Genomic DNA, 24264 nt, shown 5'->3' with positions numbered 1-24264 from the left:
CTTTGGGGTGAAGACCGGCCGTAAGCTCCTCCCTGTCGCGCATTGATGGGGAGGTGGCAGCGCGAAGCGCTGACGGAGGGGCTATGACGCGGCCGATGCGGCCCCTCCACCACCGCTCCGCGGCGGTCCCCCTCCCCACGGCTTCGCCGCAGGGAGGATCAATCGCAGCTATCGGCCGTAAGCGGCCGCAGCTCTTTCAACCCGCCTTTTTCATCTGCCGGTATTTGTGCAGCAGCGGCTCGGTATAGCCCGACGGCTGCGCCACGCCTTCGAAGATCAGCGCGCGCGCGGCGCGATAAGCGATGCCGTCGGGCGACAGTTTTTCATAGAGCGGATCGCCCGCGTTCTGCGCATCGACCTTGGCCGCCATGCGCGCCAGCGCCGCGTCGACCTGCGCCTCGGTGCAGACACCGTGGAGCAGCCAGTTGGCGAGCGCCTGGCTCGAAATGCGCAGCGTCGCGCGGTCTTCCATCAATCCGACGTCGTCGATGTCGGGGACCTTCGAGCAGCCGACGCCCTGGTCGATCCAGCGCACGACATAACCGAGGATGCCCTGGCAATTATTGTCGAGCTCTCGCGCAATTTCGGTTTCGCTCCAGTTGCGGCCGGTGGCGACGGGAATCGCGAGCAGCCGGTCGAGCGACGGCACCGCCTCGCCCGCAATTTCCTTCTGGCGCGCGAAGACGTCGACCTGATGATAATGCAGCGCGTGCAAGGTCGCCGCGGTCGGCGACGGCACCCAAGCGGTGTTCGCGCCCGACTTCGGATGGCCGATCTTGGCGTCGAGCATGCCGCGCATCAGGTCGGGCATCGCCCACATGCCCTTGCCGATCTGCGCCTTGCCCGACAGGCCGCAGGCAAGGCCTATACGGACGTTGCGATCCTCGTAGCTCGCGATCCAGTCCGATGCCTTCATCTCGCCCTTCGGGATCATCGGTCCCGCGCGCATCGAGGTGTGGATCTCGTCGCCGGTGCGGTCGAGGAAGCCGGTGTTGATGAAGACGATGCGGTTCTTCACCGCTTCGATGCACGCGGCAAGGTTCGCGCTGGTGCGGCGCTCCTCGTCCATCACGCCGACCTTGATCGTGTGGCGCGCAAGGCCGAGCATGTCCTCGACCGCGTCGAACAGCCTGTCGGTGAAGCCGCATTCCTCGGGCCCGTGCTGCTTGGGCTTGACGATATAGATGCTGCCCGCGCGGCTGTTCCTGAGCGTGCCGAGGCCCTTGAGGTCGTGCAGCGAGCAGAGGCTGGTGATCACCGCGTCGCAGAGCCCTTCGGGCGCTTCGGCGCCGTTCGGCAGCTTGATCATCGGCGTCGTCATCAGATGACCGACGTTGCGCACGAACATCACGCTGCGGCCGTGGAGCGTGAACGCCTCACCCGACGGCGAAGTCCATTCGCGGTCGGCTTCCATCGCGCGCGTGACCGTCTTGCCGCCCTTGTCGAAACTTTCGACGAGATCGCCGCGCATCAAGCCGAGCCAGTTTGCATAGCCGAGAACCTTATCCTCGCCGTCGACCGCGGCGACGCTGTCCTCAAGGTCGATGATCGTCGTCAGGGCGGCCTCGATCAGGACGTCGGCGATGCCCGCGGGGTCGGTCTTGCCGATCGCGCTGTCGGGGTCGATCACCAGTTCGATGTGAAGGCCGTTATGCTTCAGCAAAATGCCGCCGGGCTTGCTGCCGGCCCATTGCGCCGGGTCGGCGAGCGCGAGCTGCCCGCCCTGCCAGTCGGCCCAGCTCCCCGACGCGAGCGGCACCGCTTCGTCGAGGAATGCCTTCGCCCGCGCGATCACCGCCGCGCCGCGCTCCGCATCATAGCCGCCGGGCTTCGCGGGCGGCGCGTCGAGTGCGTCGGTGCCGTAAAGCGCGTCGTAAAGGCTGCCCCAGCGCGCATTGGCGGCGTTGAGCGCGAAGCGCGCATTGAGCGCGGGCACGACGAGCTGCGGCCCCGCCATCGTCGCGATTTCGGGATCGACATTTTTTGTGCCGACGCTGAACGGCGCGGGTTCGGGGACGAGATAGCCGATCTCGCGCAGGAAAGCCTGATAGGCGGCGGCATCGTGCGCTTGTCCAGCGCGCGCTTCGTGCCACGCATCGATCTGCGCCTGCAGATCCTCGCGCTTCGCCAGCAGCGCGGCATTTTCGGGTGCGAACTTGCTGAGCAGCCCGGCGAAATCGCTCCAGAATTTGGCGGCGTCGAGCCCGGTCCCCGGCAACGCGCGCCGTTCGATGAAATCGGCCAGTCGCGAATCGACGGACAGGCCGGAGCGATCGAGAAATTCGGTCATGCAAATACCCTCTGGTCGGCGCGGCTGCGCCAGTGGACCCGGGGAGGAAAGGGCCAGCGCCCTATGCCGCGATTGGATTCGATTGGCAATGGGCGCTTTTCAATGGGAGCCGCGTAGGTTACGTTGCAACGCACAACGAAAAAACACCCTCCCCTGATGACCGGATCCATGGACGACACACGACTGAAATTGATGGAAGCCATCGCCCGCAAGAAGCTGGTGACGGCGCAGTATAACGGCCAGACGCTTACACTGGCGCCGCATTTGCTGTTCGAACGCCGCGGCGACCTGTTCATCAGCGCGCTGAATCTCAATAAGAGCTGGCGGTCGGACGAAGAGCCGCGGCTGGGACATTTCAAGCTCGGCGGCCTCGCGTCGATCGAGCTCAGCGAAGAGGGTTTCGAGCCCCTGCCCGGTTTCGAAGCGGCACCCCCGCGCGAGGAAGACACGCCGCTGCTCGGCGTCTGACGTCAGGCGACGCCTACTGCCGGCACAGGCGGCATTTCACCGAGCGCGACGCGAACCTGGTTCCGTCCCGCGGCCTTGGCCCGATAGAGCGCGGCGTCGGCGCGGCGCGCCAGTTCGAACAGCGAACGGTCCGACGTTCGCTGGGCGACGCCGAACGACGCCGTGAAGCCGCGATCGACCCCGAGCACCGGCAAGCGCGCCGATGCAAACGCGGCGCGCACGGTTTCGGCATAAAGCCGTCCATCGGACAGCAAGGCGTCGGGAAGCAGGACCGCGAACTCCTCGCCGCCGATGCGGCCCACGATCGCATTGGCAGGCGCGGCACCGGCCAGCATCGCCGCGAAATGCGCGATCACGCCGTCGCCCGCCGCATGGCCGAAACTGTCGTTGATCTTCTTGAAATCGTCGAGATCGGCGGTGATCAGCACCGCCGCCCCACCGCGCAAAAACGCCATTTCGGCATGATGTTCGAAACCGCGCCGGTTGAGCACGCTCGACAGCGGATCGGTTTCCGAACGCGCGACCATTTCCGCCGTCGTGTCGCGCATGATCACGAGCAGCATGACAAGCGCGATTGCCATGAGGGTAACGACGCTGCCAGTCTGCGAGATGGCGGCATAGGTCGTCGCCATATAGTCCTGCGGCGAACTCGCCGTTCCGACCGTCGCCGCGATGAAGGGCTTGGCGACATAGATGATCGCCGCGACCGCCTGCAGCGCAATCAGCAGCAGGTCGAGCGCCTGGCGGCGGCCCGAGCGCCAGATCACCAGCCCGAGCAGCGACTGCATCGCGAAATAGGGAAGCTGATAGAGGGTGAGCCGCAGCGTCGAGCCATAGGTCAGGCTGAAGATCGCGGGCACGGCGAGGATCGTGAGGCCCCATATTACCGCCATCGCAGGCAAGGGCAGTGGCACGCGATAATGATGCGCAACGCCGACCAGCGCGAAGCTGAGCGCGAGCATGAAGACGAGGAAAATGCCGATGCCGACGCCGGTCGGATCGGCCTGCTGCGTCAGCAGAAATTCGAGGCCGACATAAATGATCCCCATGCCGTAGCCCAGCGCGAGCCACCGCGCGCCGCGCGCGGTGCGGTTGGTCGCGGCGACCACGGCAAACGCGACGGCAAAAATGGCCGCCACGGACATGCTAATGCCGAATATAAAGGCAGAAGTCATCGCCCCCCACTCATCATCGGTCCGTCAGCCTAGCCGGACTGTCCCCAACTTTCGGTTAATATATTGCGATTCGGGCTGATTCGCGCGCGTGTTAGCCGATTGGCGGGCCCGCCGCAGCGACTTTACCGTATCGCGGGTTCCCGCGTTGCCCCCGCCGCCACCCATGCTATGCGAGCATCCATTTCCTTAGCCGAGGATATCTACCGTGCTGCGACGTGCCTTTCCGTGGTTTGCTCTCCTGGTCGCCGTCATTCCGTCCCTTGTCCATGCCCAAGAAGTCAGAACGCGCGTCGCGATCCTCGGCGTCGAGCACGCCGCCCAGCTCGTCGCCGAAAAGGATCAACCGGGGATGCTCGCGGCCTGGCTCGATCTCGTAAAGCCCGCGGCGGTGTGTATCGAACGCCCGCCCGAACAGGCGTCGCGGCAGGACTATTACGAATTCACTTATGAAATCCAGGGCATCATCCTGCCTTGGGCCGCGAAGAATGCGACCGAGCTGTGCCCGATCGACTGGATGCCGCCGGCCCACGACCAACTGCTCGGCTTCGGCCTCGATCTCGATACGCCGCTCGAAGTGCGGAAGGCGCAGGGATTTCAGGGCTTCCTGACCTTCCCCGACCGCAAGATACTCGGTTGGGATTTCTTTTCGGCCGATGACCCCGCGACGCTCGCGCCGTTGCAGAAATGGGCAACCGAGCCCGCGCCGCGTGCCGACCGCGACCTGCCGCGCCGCCTCTATCTCTATCGCACCTTCATGCAGGCGCAGCGCGTCCGCGCGATCGCGCATAAGCGGAAAGGCGAAACCGTGCTGGTGGTCGTCGGATATTTCCACAAGCCCGACATCGAGGCGATCCTGAAGCACGATCCCGCGATCGAACTCGTGCCCGCCGCGAGCCTCGGCCGCCCCGGCGACGCTGCCGTGCGCGCGGCGACGACAGCGGACCATCGCGGTGCGATCCTCGCCTTCAACCTACTCGGAATGCAGGCGACCACGGGCGTCGTGAACTGGGGATGGGTCGAGCGCATTCTCGCCGATTTCGCGGGCGAGGCGCCCTCGCCCGAAGCGCGGCTGTTCCAGACGCGATACGGCATATTGACGGGCAAGATATCGCTCGCAGAAGCCGCACGGAGCTATACGACGATTGCCGAGGATGCGGCCAGCGCCAAGCCTTTCGGTTGGACCGGCGTCAAGGATAAGAGCCGCATCGATTCCTTTTTCGACCCCTTCGGCAATCTGGACGTGCGCCAGCGGGCGCGGGTCGAACTCGCCCGCACCCTGTTCGCTGAGGGCAAGGATGTGCGGGCGCAGCAAGTGCTGGGCACGCTCGCCGCGACGCTTTCGCCGCGCAAGGCGTTGCAGCTTCGCGGTTATACACCGCTCCTCGAACCCGTCGCTACTGCTGCAAAGACCCCATAGCGCGTCGGGGGTGGCAAAAGGGCGGCAGGCACGTCTATAGCCGGCGCATGAACTCCGTCACGACCGCCGAGGCCCCCGCGCTCGAAAGCGCCGCCGACGCGCCCATGCTCGCGCAGGTCGAGCGATGGGCCGCGATCAACAGCGGCACGGGCAATCTTGCGGGGCTGAAGAGCGTCGCGGGCCAGTTGGCCGATGCCTTTTCCGCGTTACCGGGCGAGGTCCGGCTCGTCGCCGCCGATCCGGTCGAGAGCGTCGATAGCGCCGGCACCGTCAACATCATCCAGCGCGGCGACCATCTGCACCTTAGCGTGCGGCCCGACGCGCCCGTGCAGCTGCTGCTGACCGGCCATATGGACACGGTCTTTGCCGCCGACCATCCGTTCCAGACGCTGAAATGGCTCGAGCCCGGCGTGCTCAACGGCCCCGGGACCGCGGACATGAAAGCGGGCATTTCGGTGATCCTTGCCGCGCTCGCGGGACTCGAAGCCTCGCCGCTCGCCGAGCGCGTCGGCTATGACGTGATGATCAACAGCGACGAGGAAACGGGAAGCCAGGCGTCGGCGCGGCTGATCGCCGAGCTCGCGAAGGGCAAGACCGCGGCGCTGACCTATGAACCCGCCCTCCCCGACGGCACGCTCGCGGGCGCGCGACCGGGGAGCGGCAATTTCTCGGTAATCGTCCACGGCCGCGCCGCGCACGCGGGGCGCAACCCGCAGGAGGGGCGCAACGCCTTGCTCGCCGCCGCCGACCTCGCGCTGCGGCTCGGCGCGCTCAAATCCGATGCGCTGAAGGTCAATCCGGCGAAGATCGACGGCGGCGGGCCGAACAATATCGTGCCCGATCAGGCGATCCTGCGCGTCAACATGCGCCCAACAACTCCGCAAGCGATGGCGGCGGCCGAAGCCGCGATGCGCGATGCCGTCGCGGCGGTGTCGCGCGAACATGACGTGCATTGCCATGTCCATGGCGGTTTCAACCGGCCGCCGAAGCCGCTCGACCCCGCCGCGACGCGGCTGTTCGAGCTGGTGCGCGACTGCGGGACGGCGCTCGGCCTGCCGGCGATCGGCTGGAACGCGACCGGCGGCGTGTGCGACGGCAACAATATCGCCGCGTGCGGGATTCCGGTGGTCGACACGATGGGACCGCGAGGCGGCGCGATTCATAGCTCGGACGAATTTCTGATCGTCGACAGCCTCGCCGAACGGGCGCGGCTGTCGGCGCTGACCATGTTGAGAATAGCGGAACGGGGGGTAGTGTGAATTATGTGATCCGGGCGGCCAAACCGGGCGACCTGCAAAGCATTTACGAGATGGCGAAGCTGACCGGTGGCGGCTTCACCAACCTGCCCCCCGACAAGAAGGCGCTCCGCGCCAAGCTCGAGCGCGCCGAAGCGAGTTTCGCATCGGAAAAGGAATATCCCGCCGACGAGCTTTACCTGATGGTGCTCGAGGATCTGGACAGCGGCGAAGTGCGCGGCACCTGCCAGATTTTCGGGCAGGTCGGCCAGCGCTGGCCCTTTTATTCCTATCGCATCGGCACCGACAGCAAGCATAGCGAGCAGCTGGGCCGCACCTTTCATGCACAGGTGCTGATGCTGAGCAACGACCTCAACGGTGCGAGCGAAGTCGGCGGACTTTTCCTGCATCCCGCGGCGCGCGCCGGCGGGCTCGGGCTGCTGCTCGCACGCTCGCGCTATCTGTTCATCGCGCGGCACCGTGCGCGCTTTGGTGACCGTATCCTCGCCGAGCTGCGCGGGGTGATCGACGAGGCGGGCGGATCGCCCTTCTGGGACGGGGTCGCGGGCAAATTCTTCGGGATGAATTTCCAGGAAGCCGACCAGTTCAACGCCGTCCACGGCAATCAGTTCATCGCCGACCTGATGCCCAAGCATCCCGTCTATATCGCGATGCTGAACGAACATGCACGCAGCGTGATCGGCGTCCCGCACCCGACCGGCCGCGCCGCGATGCGGATGCTGGAAAATGAAGGTTTCGCGTTCGAAAATTACGTCGACATCTTCGATGGCGGCCCGACGATGACAGCACGCACCGATCAGGTCGCGAGCGTGCGCGATGCGAAACATGTCGAGGTGACGGGCATCGCCGAAAGCGGCGAGGACGCGCTGATCGCGACCGGGCGGCTCGGCGATTTCCGCTGCTGTTTCGGAAAGGTCGGCGCCGACGGCACGGTCGACGCGGAGGCGGCGCGCATTTTGGGCGTCGGCAAGGGCGACGAAATCAGCTGGATCGGGCGGTAACCATGCTCACCGAAATCAATTTCGACGGGATTATCGGCCCCAGCCACAATTATGCGGGGCTCAGCCGCGGCAATATCGCGTCGGCGAGCCATGCCGGCGACGTGTCGCAGCCGCGCGCCGCGGCGCTGCAGGGCATCGAGAAGATGCGCCACAATCTGGCGCTCGGGCTGCCGCAAGGTTTTCTCGTCCCGCTCGATCGTCCCGATGCGCCCTGGCTTGCGGCGCTCGGCACGACGCTGGAGGAGGCCGAAAGCCATTTGCGCGCGCAGGCCTGGTCGGCCTCGTCGATGTGGGCGGCGAATGCCGCGACGGTCTCGCCCGCGCCCGACAGCGCCGACGGCAAATGCCATCTGACCGTCGCGAACCTCGTCACCATGCCGCACCGCAGCCACGAATGGCCGGGCACGCTCGCGCAGCTTCGCCTTGCGTTCGCCGATCCGGCGTTTCAGGTACACGCCCCAGTCCCCGCGCCGTTCGGCGACGAGGGCGCGGCGAACCATATGCGGCTCTGCAGCGGGCACGACGGGCAAGGCGTCGAAATCTTTGTTTATGGCGTCGGTGGCGGCCGCTTCCCCGCGCGCCAGCATCTCGACGCGTCGAAGGCGATCGCGCGGACGCACCGCCTCGACCCGGCGCGCACATTGTTCATCCGCCAGTCGGACAGCGCGATCCAGGGCGGCGCCTTTCACAATGACGTCGTCGCGGTCGCCAACGAGCATGTGCTGTTCACGCACGAAACCGCGTTCGAGGACCGCGAGGCGGCGCACGCCGAAATCCGCGCGGCCTTCCCCGCGGTCGAGATCGTCGAGGTGCCGGCCAGCGCGGTGAGCCTGCCCGATGCGATCAAATCCTATCTGTTCAACGCGCAGCTCGTCAGCCTGCCCGATGGCGGCGGCATGGGACTGGTGCTGCCGACCGAGGCGCAGGGCACGCCGGCGGTGTGGAACTGGCTGGAAGCTATGATCGCGGGCAACGGCCCGATCCGCCGCCTGCTGCCCGTCGATGTCCGCCAGTCGATGGCGAACGGCGGCGGCCCCGCCTGCCTGCGTCTGCGCGTCGTCGCCGATCCCGCCACCGTCGATCCGCGCTTCATCGCCGACGAGGCGAAACTCGATAGCATCGCCGCCGTGGTGGCGAAACTCTGGCCCGAGGCGATCGCGCCTGGCGACCTTGGCTCGGCTGCGTTGGCGAGCGACGTACGCAAGGCACGGAGCGCCCTGCTCGCCGAGCTTGGCCTCAGCGAACTGGACTGATCTTCCTTGAAGATACGCGAACTGATCGACACCGCTCAGATTCCGGGCGGAGACGAACTCCGCCTGTACCGGCGCGGAGACGATTTCATCATCGCGATCGGCGGCAATGAATTGATGAACAGCCGAATGAGCGGCTCCGAAGAGGCGCTCGCGGTGATGAGCTGCGACCGGCTGCGCGGGCCCGACGCGGCGCAATTGCTGATCGGCGGTTATGGCATGGGGTTCACGCTGCGCGCCGCGCTGGCGGCGCTGGGCCCGGACGCGAAAGTCACCGTCGCCGAACTCGTCCCCCAAATCATCGACTGGGCGCGCGGGCCGATGGTGGAGCTTGCGGCGGGCTGCCTCGACGATCCGCGCGTCGAGCTGGTCGTCGGCGACGTCGCAGCGGCCATTGCGGGCGGGCGAAGCCGCTATGATGCGATCCTTCTCGACGTCGACAATGGCCCCGACGGGCTGGTGCGCGCGGCGAACGACGGGATTTACTCGGCGGCGGGGCTCGCATCGGCGAAAGCGGCGCTGCGGCCGGGCGGGGTGCTCGCGATCTGGTCGGCCGCCCCCGACGCGCGCTTTACGCGGCGGCTGATGGCGGCAGGGTTTCGGGTCGAGGAGGTCGGCGTTCGGGCGCGAGCGGGCGGCAAGGGCGCGCGGCACGTGATCTGGTTCGCGCGGGCGGGATAGATCCGTTACTGGCCGGACGCGGCAGGTCGGGCCGGTTTCGCGCTATGTGCAAGCTCCCGGCCCTTCCGTCACCTGTCGGATTAACTTACAATTTACCATAAGACCGGCGCGTCGAATCCCCGATTTGCGCCGGTGGCACGGCGCTTGCTTGGGATAGGGCGATGCTGAAAAAGATCGGACGCCTGTTCGTCATCAAGACCCGCCTCGAGGCGTGCCTGATCATCTATGCGCTCGCCGTCGGCGCGATGGCGCGCGGCGCGGCCTATCTGCACGAATATCCCGGTTACGGCGGCAAATTGTTGCTGTTGGCCTGCACGGGGTCAGTATTCCTTGCCGGCGCGAAGATTTTCGACTGTCTGCGCTACGAGCAGGCGGCGGAGGCCGCGAGGCGGGCGGGCTAGCGCACCGGACTTTCGCCGGTCATCAGGATATGCCAAGGCACGGCCCATGAGCAGGATCAGCGGGCGGCCCACCATCAGCACCGAGCATGTTTACGGCCTGAGCCTGCGCGTCGCGCGCTGGCGCGAAGGCGCGCCCAGTACACCGCTGTTGTTCCTCAACGGCATCGGCGCCGACATCGCCGCCGCTGCGCCTTTGCTCGCGCAGATCGACGGCCGTGAAGTGTGGACGCTCGACATGCCCGGCGTCGGCGGCTCGCCCGACGCGCTGCTGCCCTATGCCGCCCCCACGATCGCGGCGGTGGTGATGGAGATTGCCGACCGGCTCGGTCACAAGGTGATCGACGTCGCGGGGTTCAGCTGGGGCGGCGCGCTGGCGCAGCAGGTCGCGATCCAGTTTCCCGGGCGCATGCGCCGGCTGGTGCTGATGGCGACGACCCCGACGGTGGGCGCGCCGGGGATCGGCTGGGGGGCTTTGCTCGACGACGATATGCTGGCGAGCGGCCTCAAGCTGCCGACCGCGACCCCGCTCGGCCTCGCCTATCAGTCGATGGCAATGGCGGGGTGGACGAGCGCCGCGATGCTGCCGCACCTCAAAGGCACGCCCGTACTGGTCCTGATGGGCGAGCGCGACGGCGTCGTTCCCGCGTGCCACGGCCAGGCGATCGCCGAGTTGATCGACGGCGCGGAGCTGGAGGTGGTGCCGGGATCGCACCTCTTCCCCTTCACCCACGCGGCGACGATTTCGGTACGGATCAGCGCGTTTCTGGACCAGCCGGAGCGGGCGCAAGCCGCCGCTTGAGAAAGCCGGAAATGGCAGCGGCGGTCGCATCGGGCGCTTCCTCCATCGGCAAATGACCGATGCCCGGCAGGATCACGACCTCCGACCCCTTTATCCGTTCGTTGAACGTCTTGGCCGCGCTCGGATTGATCACCCGATCCTTGTCGCCGAACAGGATCAGGGTCGGCGCCGCGATTTCGCCGACCCGCGCCGCAAACTCGGGCTCGCGATCCATCCGCGCACGCAGCACCGTGGCTTCGCGATTGCCGGGGAAGAGGAGCAGCTCCCAATAGCGGTCGATCATCGCGTCATCGACGATGTCCTCTTTCTCGACCGAGCCGCGCAGCGACTGTTCGACGAGCATCCGCGGCGTCACCCGCGTCGCCAGCCAGCGGCCGAACGGATATTCGAGGACGCGGAAGCCGACGTTCGATTCGGGCCGTTTCTCCCCCGGCCGCAACGGCATGCCGGAGGCGTCGATCAGCAGCAGCGCATCGACGCGCGCGGGCTGCGCGAGCGCATAGCGCCACGCGACCCAGCCGCCCATCGAATTGCCGCCGAGAATGAAATGATCGAGGCCGAGCTTCGCCGCGACGACGTCGACGGCGTTCATCATTCCCTCGGCCGAATAATCGGTGTCGGGGGTCGCGCCGGTCAGTCCGTGCCCGGGCAGGTCGAGCGTGACGATGCGCCAGGTGGCGCCGAGCCGCTTCACCAGCGGCTCCCACGTATGGAGGCTGGCGTTGGCGCCGTGGATCAGGATGATCGGCGGGCCGTCGGCGCGGCCCTGATCGCGGTAATGGATACGCTGGCCGGCCGGCCCCGCGACAAAGGCCGCGTCCGGGCCGCCATATTTGGCGATCATCGCGTCGCGATCGGTGTCGGGGGTCAACAGCAGCAGGAAACCGGCGACGATCGCGAGCAGGACGCCGAGCGGGATCAGCACCCGCTTGCGCCGGAACAAGGGACGCCGCCGCGGCTGCGGCTCGTCGAAATCCATATCGTCAGCAACCATCACGCGCCCCCCTCAAGGCGTGAAGCGACCCTAGCGCGCCGAGCTGCTCCGTCAATGTGAAGCTCCTCCCCTCGCGCAGCGATGGGGAGAGGGACCGCTCGCGAAGCGAGTGGTGGAGGGGCCGCGACGGTGACGTCAAAGCCCCTCCGTCAGCCCTTCGGGCTGCCACCTCCCCATCGCTGCGCGACAGGGAGGAGCAATTTGGCCTATTCGTGAATTTTACGCCGGAAGGTCTCGGGCAGGAACAACAGGCCGATCACCAAGGTGATCATCGCCACGACCACCGGATACCAGAGCCCGTAGTAGATGTTGCCCGTCGCCGCGACCATCGCGAACGCCGTCGTCGGCAGGAAGCCGCCGAACCAGCCGTTGCCGATATGATAGGGCAGCGACATCGCGGTATAGCGGATGCGGCTGGGGAACAGCTCGACGAGCAAGGCGGCGATCGGGCCGTAGACCATCGTCACGAGCAGCACGAGGTAAAAGAGGATCGCGACGACGAGCGGCCTGTCGATCACGGCGGGGTCGGCCTTGGCGGGATAGCCGGCGGCGGCGAGCGCCGCGTCCATCTCGGCAAGCCGGGCGGGAATGCCGGCGGCGTTCATGCCGGGACCGAGACCCCCTTGCGGATTGGCGATCGTGATCACTTCTCGCCCGATGGTGACCGTCGCCCAGTCGCTCCCCGCGTCTTGCGAAACATAGGGCACGCCGGCCTTGGCCAGATGCGATTTCGCGACGTCGCACGCGGTTCGATCGAACTTGTTCTTGCCGATGGGATCGAACTGGAACGAGCAGGCGGCGGGGTTGGCGATCACCGTCACCGGCGCCTTGGCCTGCGCGGCCGCGAGCCCCGGATTGGCGGCTTCGGTCAGCATCTGAAAGGCGGGAAAATAGGTGAGCGCGGCGAGCGCGCAGCCTGCGAGGATGATGGGCTTGCGCCCGACCTTGTCGCTGAGCCAGCCGAAGAAGATGAAAAAGGGCGTGCCGAGCGCGAGCGCGATGGCGATCAATATGTTCGCGGTCGCACCGTCGACCTTCAGCGTCTTTTCGAGGAAGAAGAGCGCGTAGAATTGCCCCGAATACCAGACGACCGCCTGCCCCGCGACCGCCCCGAAGAGCGCGACGAGCACCCATTTGAGATTTTCCCAGCGCCCGAACGCCTCGGTCAGCGGCGCTTTCGACGTCGTCCCCTCCTCCTTCATCTGCTTGAAGACCGGGCTTTCCTCGAGCTGGAGGCGGATCCAGAGCGAAACGCCGAGCAGGACGATCGAGATCAGGAAGGGGATGCGCCAGCCCCAGTCGGCGAACGCCGCCTCGCCCATCGCCGTGCGGATCGCGATGACGACGCCGAGCGCCGCGAACAGGCCGAGCGTTGCGGTGGTCTGGATAAAGCTGGTGAACAGGCCGCGTTTGCCGTCGGGGGCATGTTCGGCGACATAGGTCGCGGCGCCGCCATATTCGCCGCCGAGCGCGAGTCCCTGGATGAGGCGGAGCAGCACGAGCAGGATCGGCGCCGCGACGCCGATCGACGCATAGCTGGGCAGCACGCCGACGAGGAAGGTCGAGGCGCCCATCAGCCCCATGGTGACGAGAAAGGTGTTCTTGCGCCCGACGAGATCGCCGATGCGCCCGAAGACGAGCGCGCCGAACGGCCTTACCGCGAAGCCCGCGGCGAAAGCCGCGAGCGCGAAGATGAAGCCGGTGGTTTCGTTGACGCCCGAGAAGAATTGCGCCGAAATAATCGTCGCGAGCAGGCCGTAGAGATAGAAATCATACCATTCGAACACCGTGCCGAGCGATGACGCGAGGATGACCTTGCGCTCGCTTTGGCGGGTGCCGAGTGCTGTTGTCGCTACGCCCGCGCCGTCCGTCATTTGCCACTCCCTTTTTTCGGAAGTGGTTCATCCCAACATCCGCTCGCCCTGAGCCCGTCGAGGGGCCGTTCTTCCTTTTGCGCAATGCTAGAGGAAAGGGCGGTGCTTCGACAAGCGCACGAACGGAAAATGAGGTTTGTCTGTAATTTAGCCGACGCGCTTCACCGCGCCCTTGTGTGCGCCGACGCTCTTGTTCCGCGGGCGGAAGCGGCGCTTGCGCTGGGGCTGGTCATCGGCAGCCGGAACCTCACGGCGCGGGCCGCGATCGCCGCGCGGCTGACCGCCATCACGGTGCCCGGCGGCGCGTTGGCCCCCATCCCGCTGACGGTGCGCGTCCTCGCGCTGACGCTGCGGGTTGCGGCCCTTGCTGCCGGTATCGCGCGGCGGCTGGACCGGCTTGGGCAGGTTGCGCACCAGCTCGCTGAAATTCTCGGGCAGCGGCATCGGTTCGGACTTGGTCCGCGTCACGCGTTCGATGTCGCGCATATAGGTGCGCTCGTCGGGGGCGATAAAGCTGATCGCCTTACCTTCCGCGCCGGCACGCGCGGTGCGGCCGATGCGGTGGACATATTGTTCGGGAACATTCGGGATCTCGAAGTTGATCACATGGCTGACGCCCGACACGTCGATGCCGCGCGCGGCGATGTCGGTCGCGACGAGCAGCTTGATCTCGCCCGAGCGAAACGCCTGCAGCGCCTGCGTGCGCTGCGACTGGCTCTTGTTGCCGTGGATCGCCATCGCCTTGATCTTCGCGCCCGCAAGGTGGCGCACGACGCGGTCGGCGCCATGCTTGGTACGGGTGAAAATAAGCGCGCGATCGATATCCTCGCGGCCGATCACCGCGGTGAGCAGCGCCTGTTTTTCCTTCTGTTCGACGAAGGTCGAATATTGGCGGATCTTCTCGGCGGTCGTCGCCTGCGGCGCGACCGACACGGTGACCGGGTCGTTGAGGAACTGGTCGGCGAGGCCCGCGATCTCTTTCGGCATTGTCGCCGAGAAGAACAGGTTCTGGCGGCGCGACGGCAGCAGCTTGGCGATGCGGCGCAGCGAATGGATGAAGCCCATGTCCATCATCTGATCGGCTTCGTCGAGGACGAAGATTTCGACGTCGTCCATACGCAGCGCGCGCTGGTCGATCAGGTCGAGCAGGCGGCCCGGCGTGGCGACGAGGATGTCGACGCCGCCGGACAGGTCGCGGATCTGCTTGTTGATGGGCACGCCACCAAAGACGGTCGAGACGCTGAGCTTGGTAAAGCGGCCATAGTCGCGGCAGCTTTGCGCGATCTGCGCCGCGAGCTCGCGCGTCGGCGCGAGCACGAGCATCCGGCAGCTGCGCGGGTTGGCGCGGTGCGGATAGGTCAGGAGGTGATGGATCGAGGGCAGTGAAAAGCCCGCGGTTTTGCCGGTGCCGGTCTGCGCGATGCCGCACAGGTCGCGGCCCTTCATCAGCGGCGGGATCGCCTGCGTCTGGATCGGGGTCGGCTGGGTATAATCCTTGGCGGCAAGCGCGCGGTTGATGTCGGCGTGCAGGCCAAAGTCGTTAAAAGTCGTCATAAAATACTCACATGGGGCGACGCGCAGGCGCATCCGTTCGCATCGAACGGACGGCGCACGGCCGCGGGTTCGAAACGACCCGCGTGAAAGGGTGCCTCTGGGGACAAAGCGCCGGTCCGGCTCGTCCCGCGCCTGTTTCGGGCGGGAAAATCACGCTGCCGGTGGTTACGGCGGAAGGGTCCGCCATGCTGCGCTGCACCATCATATGGCATGGGTTGCGCGATATTGCAAGATTATTGCTCGGCACGGGATTGCTCGCTTCCCCCGTTCGTGCTGAGCTTGGCGAAGAGCGAACGGGAGAGGGAGGACATCATGCCGGAAAAGATCATCGTGATCGACGAAGGCACGACCTCGACCCGCACGATGCTCTTCGACGCCGACGGCACCCCGCTCGGCAGCGCCCAACGCGAGTTTCGGCAACATTATCCTGCACCGGGGCTCGTCGAGCATGATGCGGCCGAAATCTGGGACGCGACGCTCGCCTGCACGCGCGATATGGTCGAACGGGCGGGCGGCGCGCATCAGGTCGCCGCGATCGGCATCACCAACCAGCGCGAAACGGTGGTGTTCTGGGACCGCAAGACGGGCGAGCCGCTGGCGCCCGCAATCGTCTGGCAGGACCGCCGCACCGCCGCCGATTGCGCGGCGCTGAAAGAGGCGGGGCACGAGGCGATGGTGCAGGAGCGAAGCGGCCTGCTGCTCGATCCCTATTTTTCGGGGAGCAAGATCGGCTGGGCACTGCAACACTGGCCGCAGCTTCGCGAAGCGGGCGACCGGCTCGCGGTCGGGACGGTCGAATCCTATCTTGTCTACCGCCTGACCGGCGGCGCCCATGTCAGCGATGCGACCAACGCCTCGCGCACGCTGCTGATGGATATCAACGGCGATGGCGGCTGGGACGAGCAATTGTGCGACCTGCTCGGCGTGCCCATGGCGCTGCTCCCCGAAATCACCGGCTGCACGACGCGCGTCGGCGTGACCGAACCCGCGCTGTTCGGGAGTCCGATCGCGATCTGCGGCATGGCAGGCGACCAGCAGGCGGCGACGATCGGACAGGCGTGCCTGTCGCCCGGGCAGACCAAGGCGACCTTCGGCACCGGCGCTTTCATCCTGTCGGCGAGCGGTCCCGAACGGCCGCAGTCGGCGAACCGCCTGCTCGCGACCATCCTGGTTCAGGAGGAGAGCGCCCGCTCTTACGCGCTCGAGGGATCGGTGTTCGTCGCCGGCAGCCTGATCAAATGGCTGCGCGACGGGCTGGGCCTGCTGGCGAGTGCGGGCGAGAGCGAGGGGCTCGCGCGGTCGGTCGCCGACAATGGCGGCGTCTATCTGGTCCCCGCCCTCGCGGGGCTCGGCGCCCCGCACTGGCGGCCCGATGCGCTCGCGGCGCTGTCGGGGCTCAGCTTTGCGAGCACGAAAGCGCATGTCGCGCGCGCGGCGCTCGAGGCGCAGGCCTATCAGGCGCACGACCTCAAATCGGCCTTCGCCGCCGACGGGGTCGATTGGGCCGAGTTGCGGATCGACGGCGGCATGGCCGCGAACGACTGGATGGCTCAGGATCTGGCCGACATGCTGGATCTGGTGGTCGAACGCCCGGGGTTCGTCGAAAGCACCGCGCTCGGCGCCGCGATGCTCGCCGCGACGGGGGCCGGCCTTTATCCCGATCTCGCGAGCGCCGCCGCGACAATGCGCGGCACCGCGACGCGTTTCACGCCGGCACTGGACGCCCGGAAACGCAAAACGCGCCTTGCCGGATGGCAAAGCGCGCTTGCAAAAGTCCTCGGCTGAGGAGCCGAATTAACGCTTGAGGGTGAGACCGCCGAAACGCTTGTTGAACTTCGCGACCTGGCCGCCGGCGTCGAGCAGGCGTCCGGTGCCGCCGGTCCAGGCCGGGTGCGCGGTGGGGTCGATTTCGAGCGTCATTACGTCGCCCTCTTTGCCCCAGGTCGAGCGCGTCTGATATTCGGTGCCATCGGTCATCTTGACCGTGATCATGTGATAGTCGGGGTGAACGTCTTTTTTCATGTCTCAAGCTCCTGTGCCGCTGGTTACCGACCAGCGGCTGAGTCTGTGCGTCCGAGAACGCGAAGTGGCGCCCTTAGTGGGCTGGCTGGAAAAATGCAACTCCCCTGCTTCGTCACCCCGGACTTGATCCGGGGTCCATCGCGGCGTCGAAGTCGTGGACCCCGGGTCAAGTCCGGGGTGACGAAGCGGAGACGTGTCGCTTAGTCGCTCGGCGGATCGGCGATCATCGCGGTGAACTGGCATTCGGTCGCCAATTGATCGCCCAGCATCGCCCGCCCTTCGAATTTGCAGATATTCCGCTTCGCCTGGAGGATCGTGACGTGGAGATCGAGCAGCACGCCGGGTTCGACGGGCTTCCTGAACTTCACCCCGTCGATTCCCATGAAATAGACGAGCTTGCCCGAGCCGCCGAGGCCGAGCGATTCGACCGCGAGGATGCCGCCGGCCTGCGCCAGCGCCTCGACGATGAGGACGCCGGGCATGATCGGCCGGCCGGGGAAATGCCCCTGAAAGAAGGGCTCGTTCATCGTCACCGCCTTGACCGCGTGGATCGAGGTGTCCTTCACCATCGATTCCACCCGGTCGACGAGCAGCATCGGATAACGGTGCGGCAGCAGCGTCAGGATCCGGCGGATGTCCACCGGGCCCAGCGCCCCTGCCCCATTTTCCCCGTCCGCCATCGGATCAGCGCGTGGTCGGCTGGGTGCCGGTCGGCGCCGGAGCCGGAGTGCCCTGCGACGCGCGGGCCGCGTCCATCAACTGCTGGTTGCGCTGCTGGACGAGCTGGCCGGGCTGGTAGCCGGCCGGGACCGCGATCGAAACGCTGGGCAGGATACGGTTGAGTTCGGTCACCACCGCGTCGGTGATATCGACATTGTTTTCGCGCGCGAGCACGGCGTCGGGGTTGAGCAGCAGGTCGATCTTCTTCGCGGTCATCGCGGCCTTGATCGCCTCGTTCATGCGGACGCTGATCTGGTCTTCGACATAGGCGATAGCGAGGTCGACCGGCGCGCCGATCTGGCCGAGTTCGGCTTGGGCGGCCTGGCGCTTGTCCTGCACCGCCTTGGCCGCGGCCTGGAGCGCGGCCTGGTTCTGCGGCGTCTTTTTCGCCTCTTCGTTATATTTGGCGATCAGGACATTGATTTCGGCCTGCAGCGTCTGGCCGCGCGACTGCTGCTGGTCGATCTGCGCCTTGTAGGTGGTTTCGATCTGCTGCGACGCGGTGCGGAAGGCGTTCGAACGCGCGGCGGCGACGCGCACGTCGGCGACGCCGACGCCCTTCGCCTGCGCGATGGCGGGGGCCGACAGGATGGGCGAAACCGACAGCGCGGCGATCGCCAGCGCGGATGCGGCAAATATTTTCTTCATCAGAATTGGGTTCCTACATTGAATGAGAAGCGTTTGATATCATCGCCCTCTTCTTTGCGAAGGGCGTAAGCGAAATCGATCCGGAAGGGACCGAAAGGAGAGTTCCAGTTGACCCCGGCGCCGATCGAGACGCGCGGCATCCAGGTGTCGCCGAAGAAACGTTCCTCGAACGGCGCGAGCGACGAGAAGCCTTCCGGGCAGGTCGTATAGTCGCCGGTTCCCGTCGTAACCCCATCGGTCGTCGTCGTGGTTTCGGTCGCGAATTGGCTGACGCCCGTCGTCGCGTTGCGGCAGAGGAATTTTGTGAAGCCGTCCGCGGGATCGCGGAAATCGGCGAGCGTGGTCAGCGTCGGGCGTTTCACGCTGAACACCGAGCCGACATCGAGGAAGATCGACGGCCTGAGCCCCAGTTCCTTCGCCCCGGTGCCGAGCGGGATATCGAGCTCGATCCGCCCCTGATAATAGGCACGCCCGCCGAGCGCGTCGTCGATCTGGCCGCGATTGTCGTTGCTGGTGTCGATCACCGGATTGAGCGGATCATAGGTCGCGGCATAACGAATGACGCGCGGACCGACGCCGCGGATGTCGAAGCCGCGCATCTGCGGTTCGCCGAGGAAAAAGCGGTCGGTCAGACGAACCTTGTCGCTGGTCGGGGTCGGGCGCCCGCCAAACGGATAGATATAGCCGCCCTCGGCCGAGATATTGAGAATGAAGCGGCTGCCGAGGTTGAAGTGCTTGCTGCCCGCGAGGCGCGTGCGGACATATTTGACGCTGCCGCCGAGCCCGGCGAAATCCTGGCTCAAGGACAGCGATTGGCCGCGCGTCGGACGAATGCGATTGTCGCGGTCGTCATAGGCGAGCGTGTAACCGAGCAGCGACGTCGTGCGACTGCCGATCGCGTCGCACAGATAACGGCCGGCGACCAGCGGATCGCATTCGTCGCCGAAATAATAGATCGACCTGTCGAGCGTCACATCGTCGAAGTTGATGCTGTAGCGGCCAAAGAAGGACATGAATTCGGTCAGCGGCACGCCGACGTTGATCTGCGCGCCGGTCGTGACCTGTTCAAAGGTCGTGCGGCGGTCGTTGTCGATGAAGTTGAACGAGTTCAAATCGCGGCGATAGACGCTGCCGCCGATCGAGATGTTGCGATCGAACAGATAGGGTTCGGTGAAGCCGAGCTCGATCGACTTCGAATAGCTCGAATAATTGACCGAGGCTTGGAGCTGCTGACCGAGACCGCGGAAGTTGCGCTGGCGGATCGACGCCTGGAGCAGGAAATTCTCGATCGACGAGAAACCGGCCGAGAGCGACAGTTCACCGGTCGGCTTTTCCTCGACATTGGTTTCGAGGATGATGCGGTCGGGCGCGCTGCCCTCCTTGCGCTCGATCTCCAGATTTTCCTGGAAATAACCGAGGCTGTTGATGCGGCTCTCGGTCCGCTTGACGCCGAAGCTGTTGAAGGCGTCGCCCTCGTTCAGGCGGAACTCGCGGCGCACAACCTTGTCGTGGGTCAGCGTGTTGCCGTTGACGTCGATGCGCTCGACATAAGTCCGCGGGCTTTCGCCGACGTTGAAGGTGATCGCCATCGTCCGGTCTTCGGGATTGCGGCGGAATTCGGGATTGATGTCGGCGAAGGCGTAGCCGAACAAGCCCGCGGTCTCGCTGAGGCTTTCGACCGTATCCTCGACCAGCTTGGCGTCGTACCAGTCGCCGGTCTTCATCGGCAGCAGCTTTTTCAGCATCTCGGGCTGGAAGTCGCGGATCTCGCTCTGCACGTCGACGTCGCCGAACTTGTAGCGTTCGCCCTCCTCGACGACATAGGTGATGATGAAGTCCTGCTTGTTGCTCGTGAGCTCGGCCACCGCCGAAATCACGCGGAAGTCGGCGTAACCGTTGGTCAGGTAGAAAAGGCGCACCTTCTGCTGGTCATAGGCGAGGCGATCGGGGTCGTAGCTGGTGTTCGACGACAGGATCGTCAGCAGCCCCGCCTCCTTGGTCGCCATCTCGTCCTTGAGGTCGCCGTCGCTGAACTTCTCGTTGCCGATGATGTTGATCTGGCGGACCTTCGACTTCGGTCCTTCGTTGATTTCGAAGACGACGTCGACGCGGTTCTGGTCGAGCGAGACCATCTTGGGCTCGACGGTCGCGGCGAAGCGGCCCTGCCGCTTGTAGAGTTCGATGATGCGCGCGACGTCGGCGCGGACTTTCGAGCGTGTGTAGATCTGGCGCGGCGCCATCTTGATCTCGGGGCGGATCTTGTCTTCCTTGAGGCGCTTGTTGCCCTCGAGGATCACGCGGTTGATCACCGGGTTTTCGGTGACCTGGATCGTCAGCGCACCATTGTTGTCGGTGATCTGGAAATCCTTGAACAGCTCGGTCGCGGCGAGGTCCTTCAGCGCCTGGTCGAGCACCGCGCGGTCATATTGCTGGCCGACCCGCAAGCGCAGGTACGACAGGATCGTCTGCGCCTCGAGCCGCTGGTTGCCGACGACCGTGATCGACTGGACCGTCGTCGCGGTCGGCGCCGCTTCGGGGGCCGGCGCCGGCACCGTCGGCGCAGGGACGGGCGGCGGCGCAACTTCTTGCGCCATCAACGGCGTCGCGAGCATCGTGCCGGCCAGAAGAACCACCGACAGCTGCGTCCGCGCCGAAAATTTGTGTGAAGCCACGCTGTTCATCCCGAAAAAATAACTCAAAAGCGACAAACCCGCCTGACCGCGGGCTTGGCGCCACTCCCTGCCCCAGACTCGCTAGCCAATCAAGCGGGCGATCCTGTCCCACACGCCAATTGAGCCCAAATCGTTGAAAGTCACGACCAGCATGAGGGTCGCGATCGCCACAAAACCGAATCGGAACGCCCATTCCTGCGCTTCTGGGGGCGCGGGACGTCGCCGGATCGCCTCATAGGCGTAAAAGGCCAGATGACCGCCATCGAGCATCGGCAATGGCAAGAGGTTGATGAACCCCAGATTGATGGAGATGAAGGCGGCGAAGAAGATCAGCGTGCCGATCCCCAGTGTCGCCATCTCGCCCGACTGCTTGGCGATCTTGACCGGTCCGCCCATATCCTTGATCGAACGCTGGCCGGTTACGAACTGGCCGAGGATGCTCCCCGTCAGCCGTACCATCTCCCAGGTTTGCGCAGTGCTTTCCTGGAACGCCGCGACGGGACCCACGGCCGTATAAACCGGCGGCCCCGAACGGATCCCTATCACGGCGCGCTCGCTCTTGTTGCCGAAGGAGTCGCGTTCGGAGATGATCCGCGGCCGCAATATGACGTTCAACCGCTCGTTGCCGCGCGCAATCTCAAGGCTGGCGGGTTTGCCGAGGTTGAACGCCACCGCGCCCTGAATGTCGTTGAACGTATCCATTGTTCGACCGTCGATGCTGACGATCCTGTCGCCGGCCCGCAGCCCCGCTTCCTGCGCGGCGCTGTCCGCCTCTACCGCGCCGATAACGGCCGGGGTGCGGCCAACGCCGTAAACCATTGCAAAGGCCGCAAAGATCAGGATGGCGAACAGAAAGTTGGTCACCGGCCCCGCGAGCACGATCAACGCACGCTTCCACACCGGCTGCGCGGGGAAGGTGTGCGATTTCGCTTCAGCGGGCAGTTGCTGCCATTCGGCGTCGGGCTGGCTGACCGCGTCGCGGTCGCCCGCGAACTGGACATAGCCGCCGAGCGGGAGCCAGCCGATCTTCCATTCGGTGCCGCGCTTGTCGGTCCAGCCGAGGATCTTGCGCCCGAAACCGATCGAGAAGGCGTCGGCCTTCACCCCGCACCAGCGGCCGACGATATAATGACCATATTCGTGCACGAAGACGAGCGGGCCGAGCACCGCCAGAAAAGCGACGAAATAGAGCCAGATGGGCACGTTAGGCATGTTCGAGCTGGTCCACAAAATGCTGAGCGGCCGCGCGGGATGCGGTATCGACGCTGAATATGTCCTGAAGCGAGGTCGGGACGGCCGGGGCGTCGGCATCGATCACGCGGCGCACCGTGTCGACGATCGCGGGGAAGGAAATGCGGCCGCCAAGGAAGGCGGCGACCGCCACCTCGTTCGCGGCGTTGAGCTGCGCCGGGCGCGCGCCGCCCTCGGCGATCGCGGCGCGGCAGAGCGCGGTCGCGGGGAAGCGCACCTCGTCGGGCGCCTCGAAATCGAGCCGCGCGATGGTCGCGAGGTCGAGCGGCGCGCACGGCGTCGCCATCCGCTGCGGCCAGGCGAGCGCCGACGCGATCGGGATTCGCATGTCGGGTGATCCGAGCTGCGCGAGCGTCGAGCAGTCGATATATTCGACGAGGCTGTGGATAACCGACTGCGGGTGGACGAGGATTTCGATGCGGTCGAGCCCGACGGGGAACAGATGATGCGCCTCGATCAGTTCGAGCCCCTTGTTCATCATCGTCGCCGAATCGACGCTGATCTTTGCGCCCATCGACCAGTTGGGATGCGCGACCGCCTGCGCCGGGGTGACGGCGCCCATGTCGGCGGCGCGCATCGTGCGGAAGGGACCACCGGAGGCGGTCAGGATGATGCGCCGGACCTGATCGATGCGCCCGCCCGAAAGGCACTGGAAGATCGCATTATGCTCGCTGTCGACGGGCAGGATCGTCGCGCCCGAGGCGCGTGCGGCGGCCGTCATCAACTCGCCCGCCGACACCAGCGCCTCCTTGTTGGCGAGCGCGACGTCATGACCGGCTTCGAGCGCCGCCATCGTCGGCGCGAGGCCCGCGGTGCCGACGATCGCCGCCATGACGAGGTCGGTGGGCCGCTGCGCCGCCTCGACGAGCGCGGCGGCGCCCGCGGCGGTTTCGATGCCAGTCCCTGAAAGCGCGTCCTTAAGCGCGACGTGACAGCTTTCGTCGGCTACGACCGCCAATTCTGGGCGGAATTCCTTGGCGAGCTTTGCGAGTTCGGCAACGTCGCAATTGGCGGTCAGCACCGCGACCCGCCAGGCCTCTCCATCGCGGCGCACGAGATCGAGGGTCGATTGCCCGACCGAGCCGGTTGCACCGAACAGGGAGAGGCGGCGCGTCATGTCAGCCGCGCACCGCGATCTGGCCCGCGAAGGCCAGCGCGCCGAGCAGCAACGCCACGGGCAGCACGCCATCGACGCGGTCGAAAAGGCCGCCGTGACCGGGGATGAGCTTGCCCGAATCCTTGACCCCGGCGCGGCGCTTCATCCAGCTTTGCGCGAGGTCGCCGAGCTGCGCGAGGAGGCCCATGAACAGGCCGATCCACAGCGGCACGCCGACGATGCCGGCGCGGTCGCCGATCGTCGCGCTGGCGATCAGCGCCGCGACCATGCCGCCGAACAGCCCCGACCAGGTTTTCGACGGGCTGATTTTCGGCGCGAGACGCGCGCCGCCGAAGGCGCGGCCGGCGAAATAGGCGCCGATGTCGGTCGCCCAGACCATGCCGAACACCCACAGCGCCGCGGTCATGCCGAGATGGTCGCGAACGAACCACAGCCCCGCCATTGCGCCGAGCACGAGGATCGGGCCGAGGATGTGGAACGCGGTTTTGCCGCCGCCGCCGAGCGTCATCGCCTTTACAAGCTGGAACCATTCGACGAGGACGAGCGCCCCGCCGACCAGCAGCAACAGACCGAAGGCGATGCCGCCGAACCATAGCGCGGCGCCCGCGATCGCGAACAGGATGATCGCCGAGACGAGCCGCACCCAGAGATCCGATTTCGCCGCTGTCGCCATG

Annotated in this window: 21 protein-coding genes; 9 read left to right on the top strand and 12 right to left on the bottom strand. The window is 66.0% G+C overall.

Annotation, left to right across the window (positions count from 1 at the left end; all coding sequences use genetic code 11):
• Window positions 1-196: 196 nt before the first annotated feature.
• Window positions 197-2290 (bottom strand): malate synthase G, encoded by a 2094-nt coding sequence (locus tag FG95_RS07810; RefSeq protein ID WP_037555112.1) that lies wholly within the window; start codon window positions 2288-2290, stop codon window positions 197-199.
• A gap of 156 nt (window positions 2291-2446) precedes the next feature.
• On the opposite strand from FG95_RS07810, the gene FG95_RS07805 reads away from it, so the two are divergent.
• The gene (locus FG95_RS07805; RefSeq protein ID WP_235211496.1) at window positions 2447-2758 is read left to right on the top strand and encodes a WYL domain-containing protein; all 312 of its coding nucleotides are present in this window, start codon (window positions 2447-2449) and stop codon (window positions 2756-2758) included.
• A 2-nt stretch (window positions 2759-2760) separates the two neighbouring features.
• On the opposite strand, the gene FG95_RS07800 is transcribed toward FG95_RS07805, so the two are convergent.
• Complete coding sequence (locus tag FG95_RS07800; RefSeq protein WP_235211495.1) at window positions 2761-3903, bottom strand: GGDEF domain-containing protein; 1143 nt, start codon at window positions 3901-3903, stop codon at window positions 2761-2763.
• Between the two features lie 235 nt (window positions 3904-4138).
• Here FG95_RS07800 and FG95_RS07795 point away from each other — a divergent pair, with 235 nt between their 5' ends.
• From FG95_RS07795 to FG95_RS07765, 7 genes are all read left to right on the top strand, one after another.
• The gene (locus tag FG95_RS07795; RefSeq protein ID WP_152567605.1) at window positions 4139-5350 is read left to right on the top strand and encodes a hypothetical protein; all 1212 of its coding nucleotides are present in this window, start codon (window positions 4139-4141) and stop codon (window positions 5348-5350) included.
• Window positions 5351-5397: 47 nt separating this feature from the next.
• Window positions 5398-6609: a hydrolase gene (locus FG95_RS07790; protein ID WP_037555108.1), complete on the top strand. Its 1212-nt coding sequence runs from the start codon at window positions 5398-5400 to the stop codon at window positions 6607-6609.
• On the top strand, window positions 6606-7607 hold the full coding sequence (locus tag FG95_RS07785; RefSeq protein ID WP_037555106.1) for an arginine N-succinyltransferase: 1002 nt from the start codon (window positions 6606-6608) through the stop codon (window positions 7605-7607). Before FG95_RS07790 ends, FG95_RS07785 begins: the two co-directional genes overlap by 4 nt.
• A gap of 2 nt (window positions 7608-7609) precedes the next feature.
• Window positions 7610-8860, top strand: coding sequence for an N-succinylarginine dihydrolase (locus FG95_RS07780; RefSeq protein WP_037555104.1), 1251 nt, complete (start codon window positions 7610-7612; stop codon window positions 8858-8860).
• Between the two features lie 6 nt (window positions 8861-8866).
• Entirely contained in the window at window positions 8867-9538 is a 672-nt protein-coding gene (locus FG95_RS07775; RefSeq protein WP_037555103.1) for a spermidine synthase, read from the top strand.
• A gap of 161 nt (window positions 9539-9699) precedes the next feature.
• A complete protein-coding gene (locus FG95_RS07770; RefSeq protein ID WP_037555101.1) occupies window positions 9700-9939 on the top strand; it encodes a hypothetical protein in 240 nt (79 codons plus the stop codon).
• Window positions 9940-9985: 46 nt separating this feature from the next.
• The gene (locus FG95_RS07765; protein ID WP_037555100.1) at window positions 9986-10738 is read left to right on the top strand and encodes an alpha/beta fold hydrolase; all 753 of its coding nucleotides are present in this window, start codon (window positions 9986-9988) and stop codon (window positions 10736-10738) included.
• Here the strand turns inward: FG95_RS07765 and FG95_RS07760 are convergent.
• The 3 genes from FG95_RS07760 to FG95_RS07750 form a co-directional block, all read right to left on the bottom strand.
• A complete protein-coding gene (locus FG95_RS07760; RefSeq protein WP_052182194.1) occupies window positions 10692-11732 on the bottom strand; it encodes an alpha/beta fold hydrolase in 1041 nt (346 codons plus the stop codon). The genes FG95_RS07765 and FG95_RS07760 overlap by 47 nt on opposite strands.
• Window positions 11733-11938: 206 nt before the next feature.
• Window positions 11939-13606 (bottom strand): MFS transporter, encoded by a 1668-nt coding sequence (locus tag FG95_RS07755; protein ID WP_037555099.1) that lies wholly within the window; start codon window positions 13604-13606, stop codon window positions 11939-11941.
• Window positions 13607-13753: 147 nt separating this feature from the next.
• Entirely contained in the window at window positions 13754-15160 is a 1407-nt protein-coding gene (locus FG95_RS07750) for a DEAD/DEAH box helicase (RefSeq protein WP_037555098.1), read from the bottom strand.
• Between the two features lie 312 nt (window positions 15161-15472).
• Between FG95_RS07750 and FG95_RS07745 the strand changes: the two genes are divergently transcribed.
• Window positions 15473-16945 (top strand): glycerol kinase, encoded by a 1473-nt coding sequence (locus FG95_RS07745; RefSeq protein WP_037555097.1) that lies wholly within the window; start codon window positions 15473-15475, stop codon window positions 16943-16945.
• A 9-nt stretch (window positions 16946-16954) separates the two neighbouring features.
• On the opposite strand, the gene rpmE is transcribed toward FG95_RS07745, so the two are convergent.
• The 7 genes from rpmE to FG95_RS07710 all read right to left on the bottom strand — a co-directional run bounded on the left by rpmE (window position 16955) and on the right by FG95_RS07710 (window position 24263).
• A complete protein-coding gene (rpmE, locus tag FG95_RS07740) occupies window positions 16955-17182 on the bottom strand; it encodes a 50S ribosomal protein L31 (RefSeq protein ID WP_037555096.1) in 228 nt (75 codons plus the stop codon).
• Between the two features lie 200 nt (window positions 17183-17382).
• On the bottom strand, window positions 17383-17862 hold the full coding sequence (fabZ, locus tag FG95_RS07735; protein WP_037555095.1) for a 3-hydroxyacyl-ACP dehydratase FabZ: 480 nt from the start codon (window positions 17860-17862) through the stop codon (window positions 17383-17385).
• A 4-nt stretch (window positions 17863-17866) separates the two neighbouring features.
• On the bottom strand, window positions 17867-18550 hold the full coding sequence (locus FG95_RS07730) for an OmpH family outer membrane protein (protein ID WP_037555093.1): 684 nt from the start codon (window positions 18548-18550) through the stop codon (window positions 17867-17869).
• The gene (gene bamA, locus FG95_RS07725; RefSeq protein WP_037555138.1) at window positions 18550-21231 is read right to left on the bottom strand and encodes an outer membrane protein assembly factor BamA; all 2682 of its coding nucleotides are present in this window, start codon (window positions 21229-21231) and stop codon (window positions 18550-18552) included. Before bamA ends, FG95_RS07730 begins: the two co-directional genes overlap by 1 nt.
• A 72-nt stretch (window positions 21232-21303) precedes the next feature.
• The gene (gene rseP, locus FG95_RS07720; protein ID WP_037555092.1) at window positions 21304-22434 is read right to left on the bottom strand and encodes an RIP metalloprotease RseP; all 1131 of its coding nucleotides are present in this window, start codon (window positions 22432-22434) and stop codon (window positions 21304-21306) included.
• On the bottom strand, window positions 22427-23590 hold the full coding sequence (locus FG95_RS07715) for a 1-deoxy-D-xylulose-5-phosphate reductoisomerase (protein ID WP_037555091.1): 1164 nt from the start codon (window positions 23588-23590) through the stop codon (window positions 22427-22429). The genes rseP and FG95_RS07715 overlap by 8 nt, the downstream gene beginning before the upstream one ends.
• 1 nt (window position 23591) lies before the next feature.
• Complete coding sequence (locus FG95_RS07710) at window positions 23592-24263, bottom strand: phosphatidate cytidylyltransferase (RefSeq protein WP_037555090.1); 672 nt, start codon at window positions 24261-24263, stop codon at window positions 23592-23594.
• Between the last annotated feature and the right edge of the window lies 1 nt (window position 24264).

Source organism: Sphingopyxis sp. LC363, assembly GCF_000756385.1.
GTDB lineage: Bacteria > Pseudomonadota > Alphaproteobacteria > Sphingomonadales > Sphingomonadaceae > Sphingopyxis.
This window is presented reverse-complemented; position numbering and strand designations above follow the sequence as displayed.

Bases quoted from the DNA above. Each gene is read 5' to 3' on its own strand.
- rpmE (WP_037555096.1), bottom strand. From the start codon at position 17,182: ATGAAAAAAGACGTTCACCCCGACTATCACATGATCACGGTCAAGATG.
- FG95_RS07715 (WP_037555091.1), bottom strand. From the start codon at position 23,590: ATGACGCGCCGCCTCTCCCTGTTCGGTGCAACCGGCTCGGTCGGGCAA.
- FG95_RS07760 (WP_052182194.1), bottom strand. From the start codon at position 11,732: ATGGTTGCTGACGATATGGATTTCGACGAGCCGCAGCCGCGGCGGCGT.
- fabZ (WP_037555095.1), bottom strand. From the start codon at position 17,862: ATGGCGGACGGGGAAAATGGGGCAGGGGCGCTGGGCCCGGTGGACATC.
- FG95_RS07810 (WP_037555112.1), bottom strand. From the start codon at position 2,290: ATGACCGAATTTCTCGATCGCTCCGGCCTGTCCGTCGATTCGCGACTG.
- FG95_RS07750 (WP_037555098.1), bottom strand. From the start codon at position 15,160: ATGACGACTTTTAACGACTTTGGCCTGCACGCCGACATCAACCGCGCG.
- FG95_RS07745 (WP_037555097.1), top strand. From the start codon at position 15,473: ATGCCGGAAAAGATCATCGTGATCGACGAAGGCACGACCTCGACCCGC.
- rseP (WP_037555092.1), bottom strand. From the start codon at position 22,434: ATGCCTAACGTGCCCATCTGGCTCTATTTCGTCGCTTTTCTGGCGGTG.
- FG95_RS07755 (WP_037555099.1), bottom strand. From the start codon at position 13,606: ATGACGGACGGCGCGGGCGTAGCGACAACAGCACTCGGCACCCGCCAA.
- FG95_RS07790 (WP_037555108.1), top strand. From the start codon at position 5,398: ATGAACTCCGTCACGACCGCCGAGGCCCCCGCGCTCGAAAGCGCCGCC.
- FG95_RS07805 (WP_235211496.1), top strand. From the start codon at position 2,447: ATGACCGGATCCATGGACGACACACGACTGAAATTGATGGAAGCCATC.
- FG95_RS07800 (WP_235211495.1), bottom strand. From the start codon at position 3,903: ATGTCCGTGGCGGCCATTTTTGCCGTCGCGTTTGCCGTGGTCGCCGCG.
- FG95_RS07730 (WP_037555093.1), bottom strand. From the start codon at position 18,550: ATGAAGAAAATATTTGCCGCATCCGCGCTGGCGATCGCCGCGCTGTCG.
- FG95_RS07780 (WP_037555104.1), top strand. From the start codon at position 7,610: ATGCTCACCGAAATCAATTTCGACGGGATTATCGGCCCCAGCCACAAT.
- FG95_RS07770 (WP_037555101.1), top strand. From the start codon at position 9,700: ATGCTGAAAAAGATCGGACGCCTGTTCGTCATCAAGACCCGCCTCGAG.
- FG95_RS07765 (WP_037555100.1), top strand. From the start codon at position 9,986: ATGAGCAGGATCAGCGGGCGGCCCACCATCAGCACCGAGCATGTTTAC.
- bamA (WP_037555138.1), bottom strand. From the start codon at position 21,231: ATGAACAGCGTGGCTTCACACAAATTTTCGGCGCGGACGCAGCTGTCG.
- FG95_RS07710 (WP_037555090.1), bottom strand. From the start codon at position 24,263: ATGGCGACAGCGGCGAAATCGGATCTCTGGGTGCGGCTCGTCTCGGCG.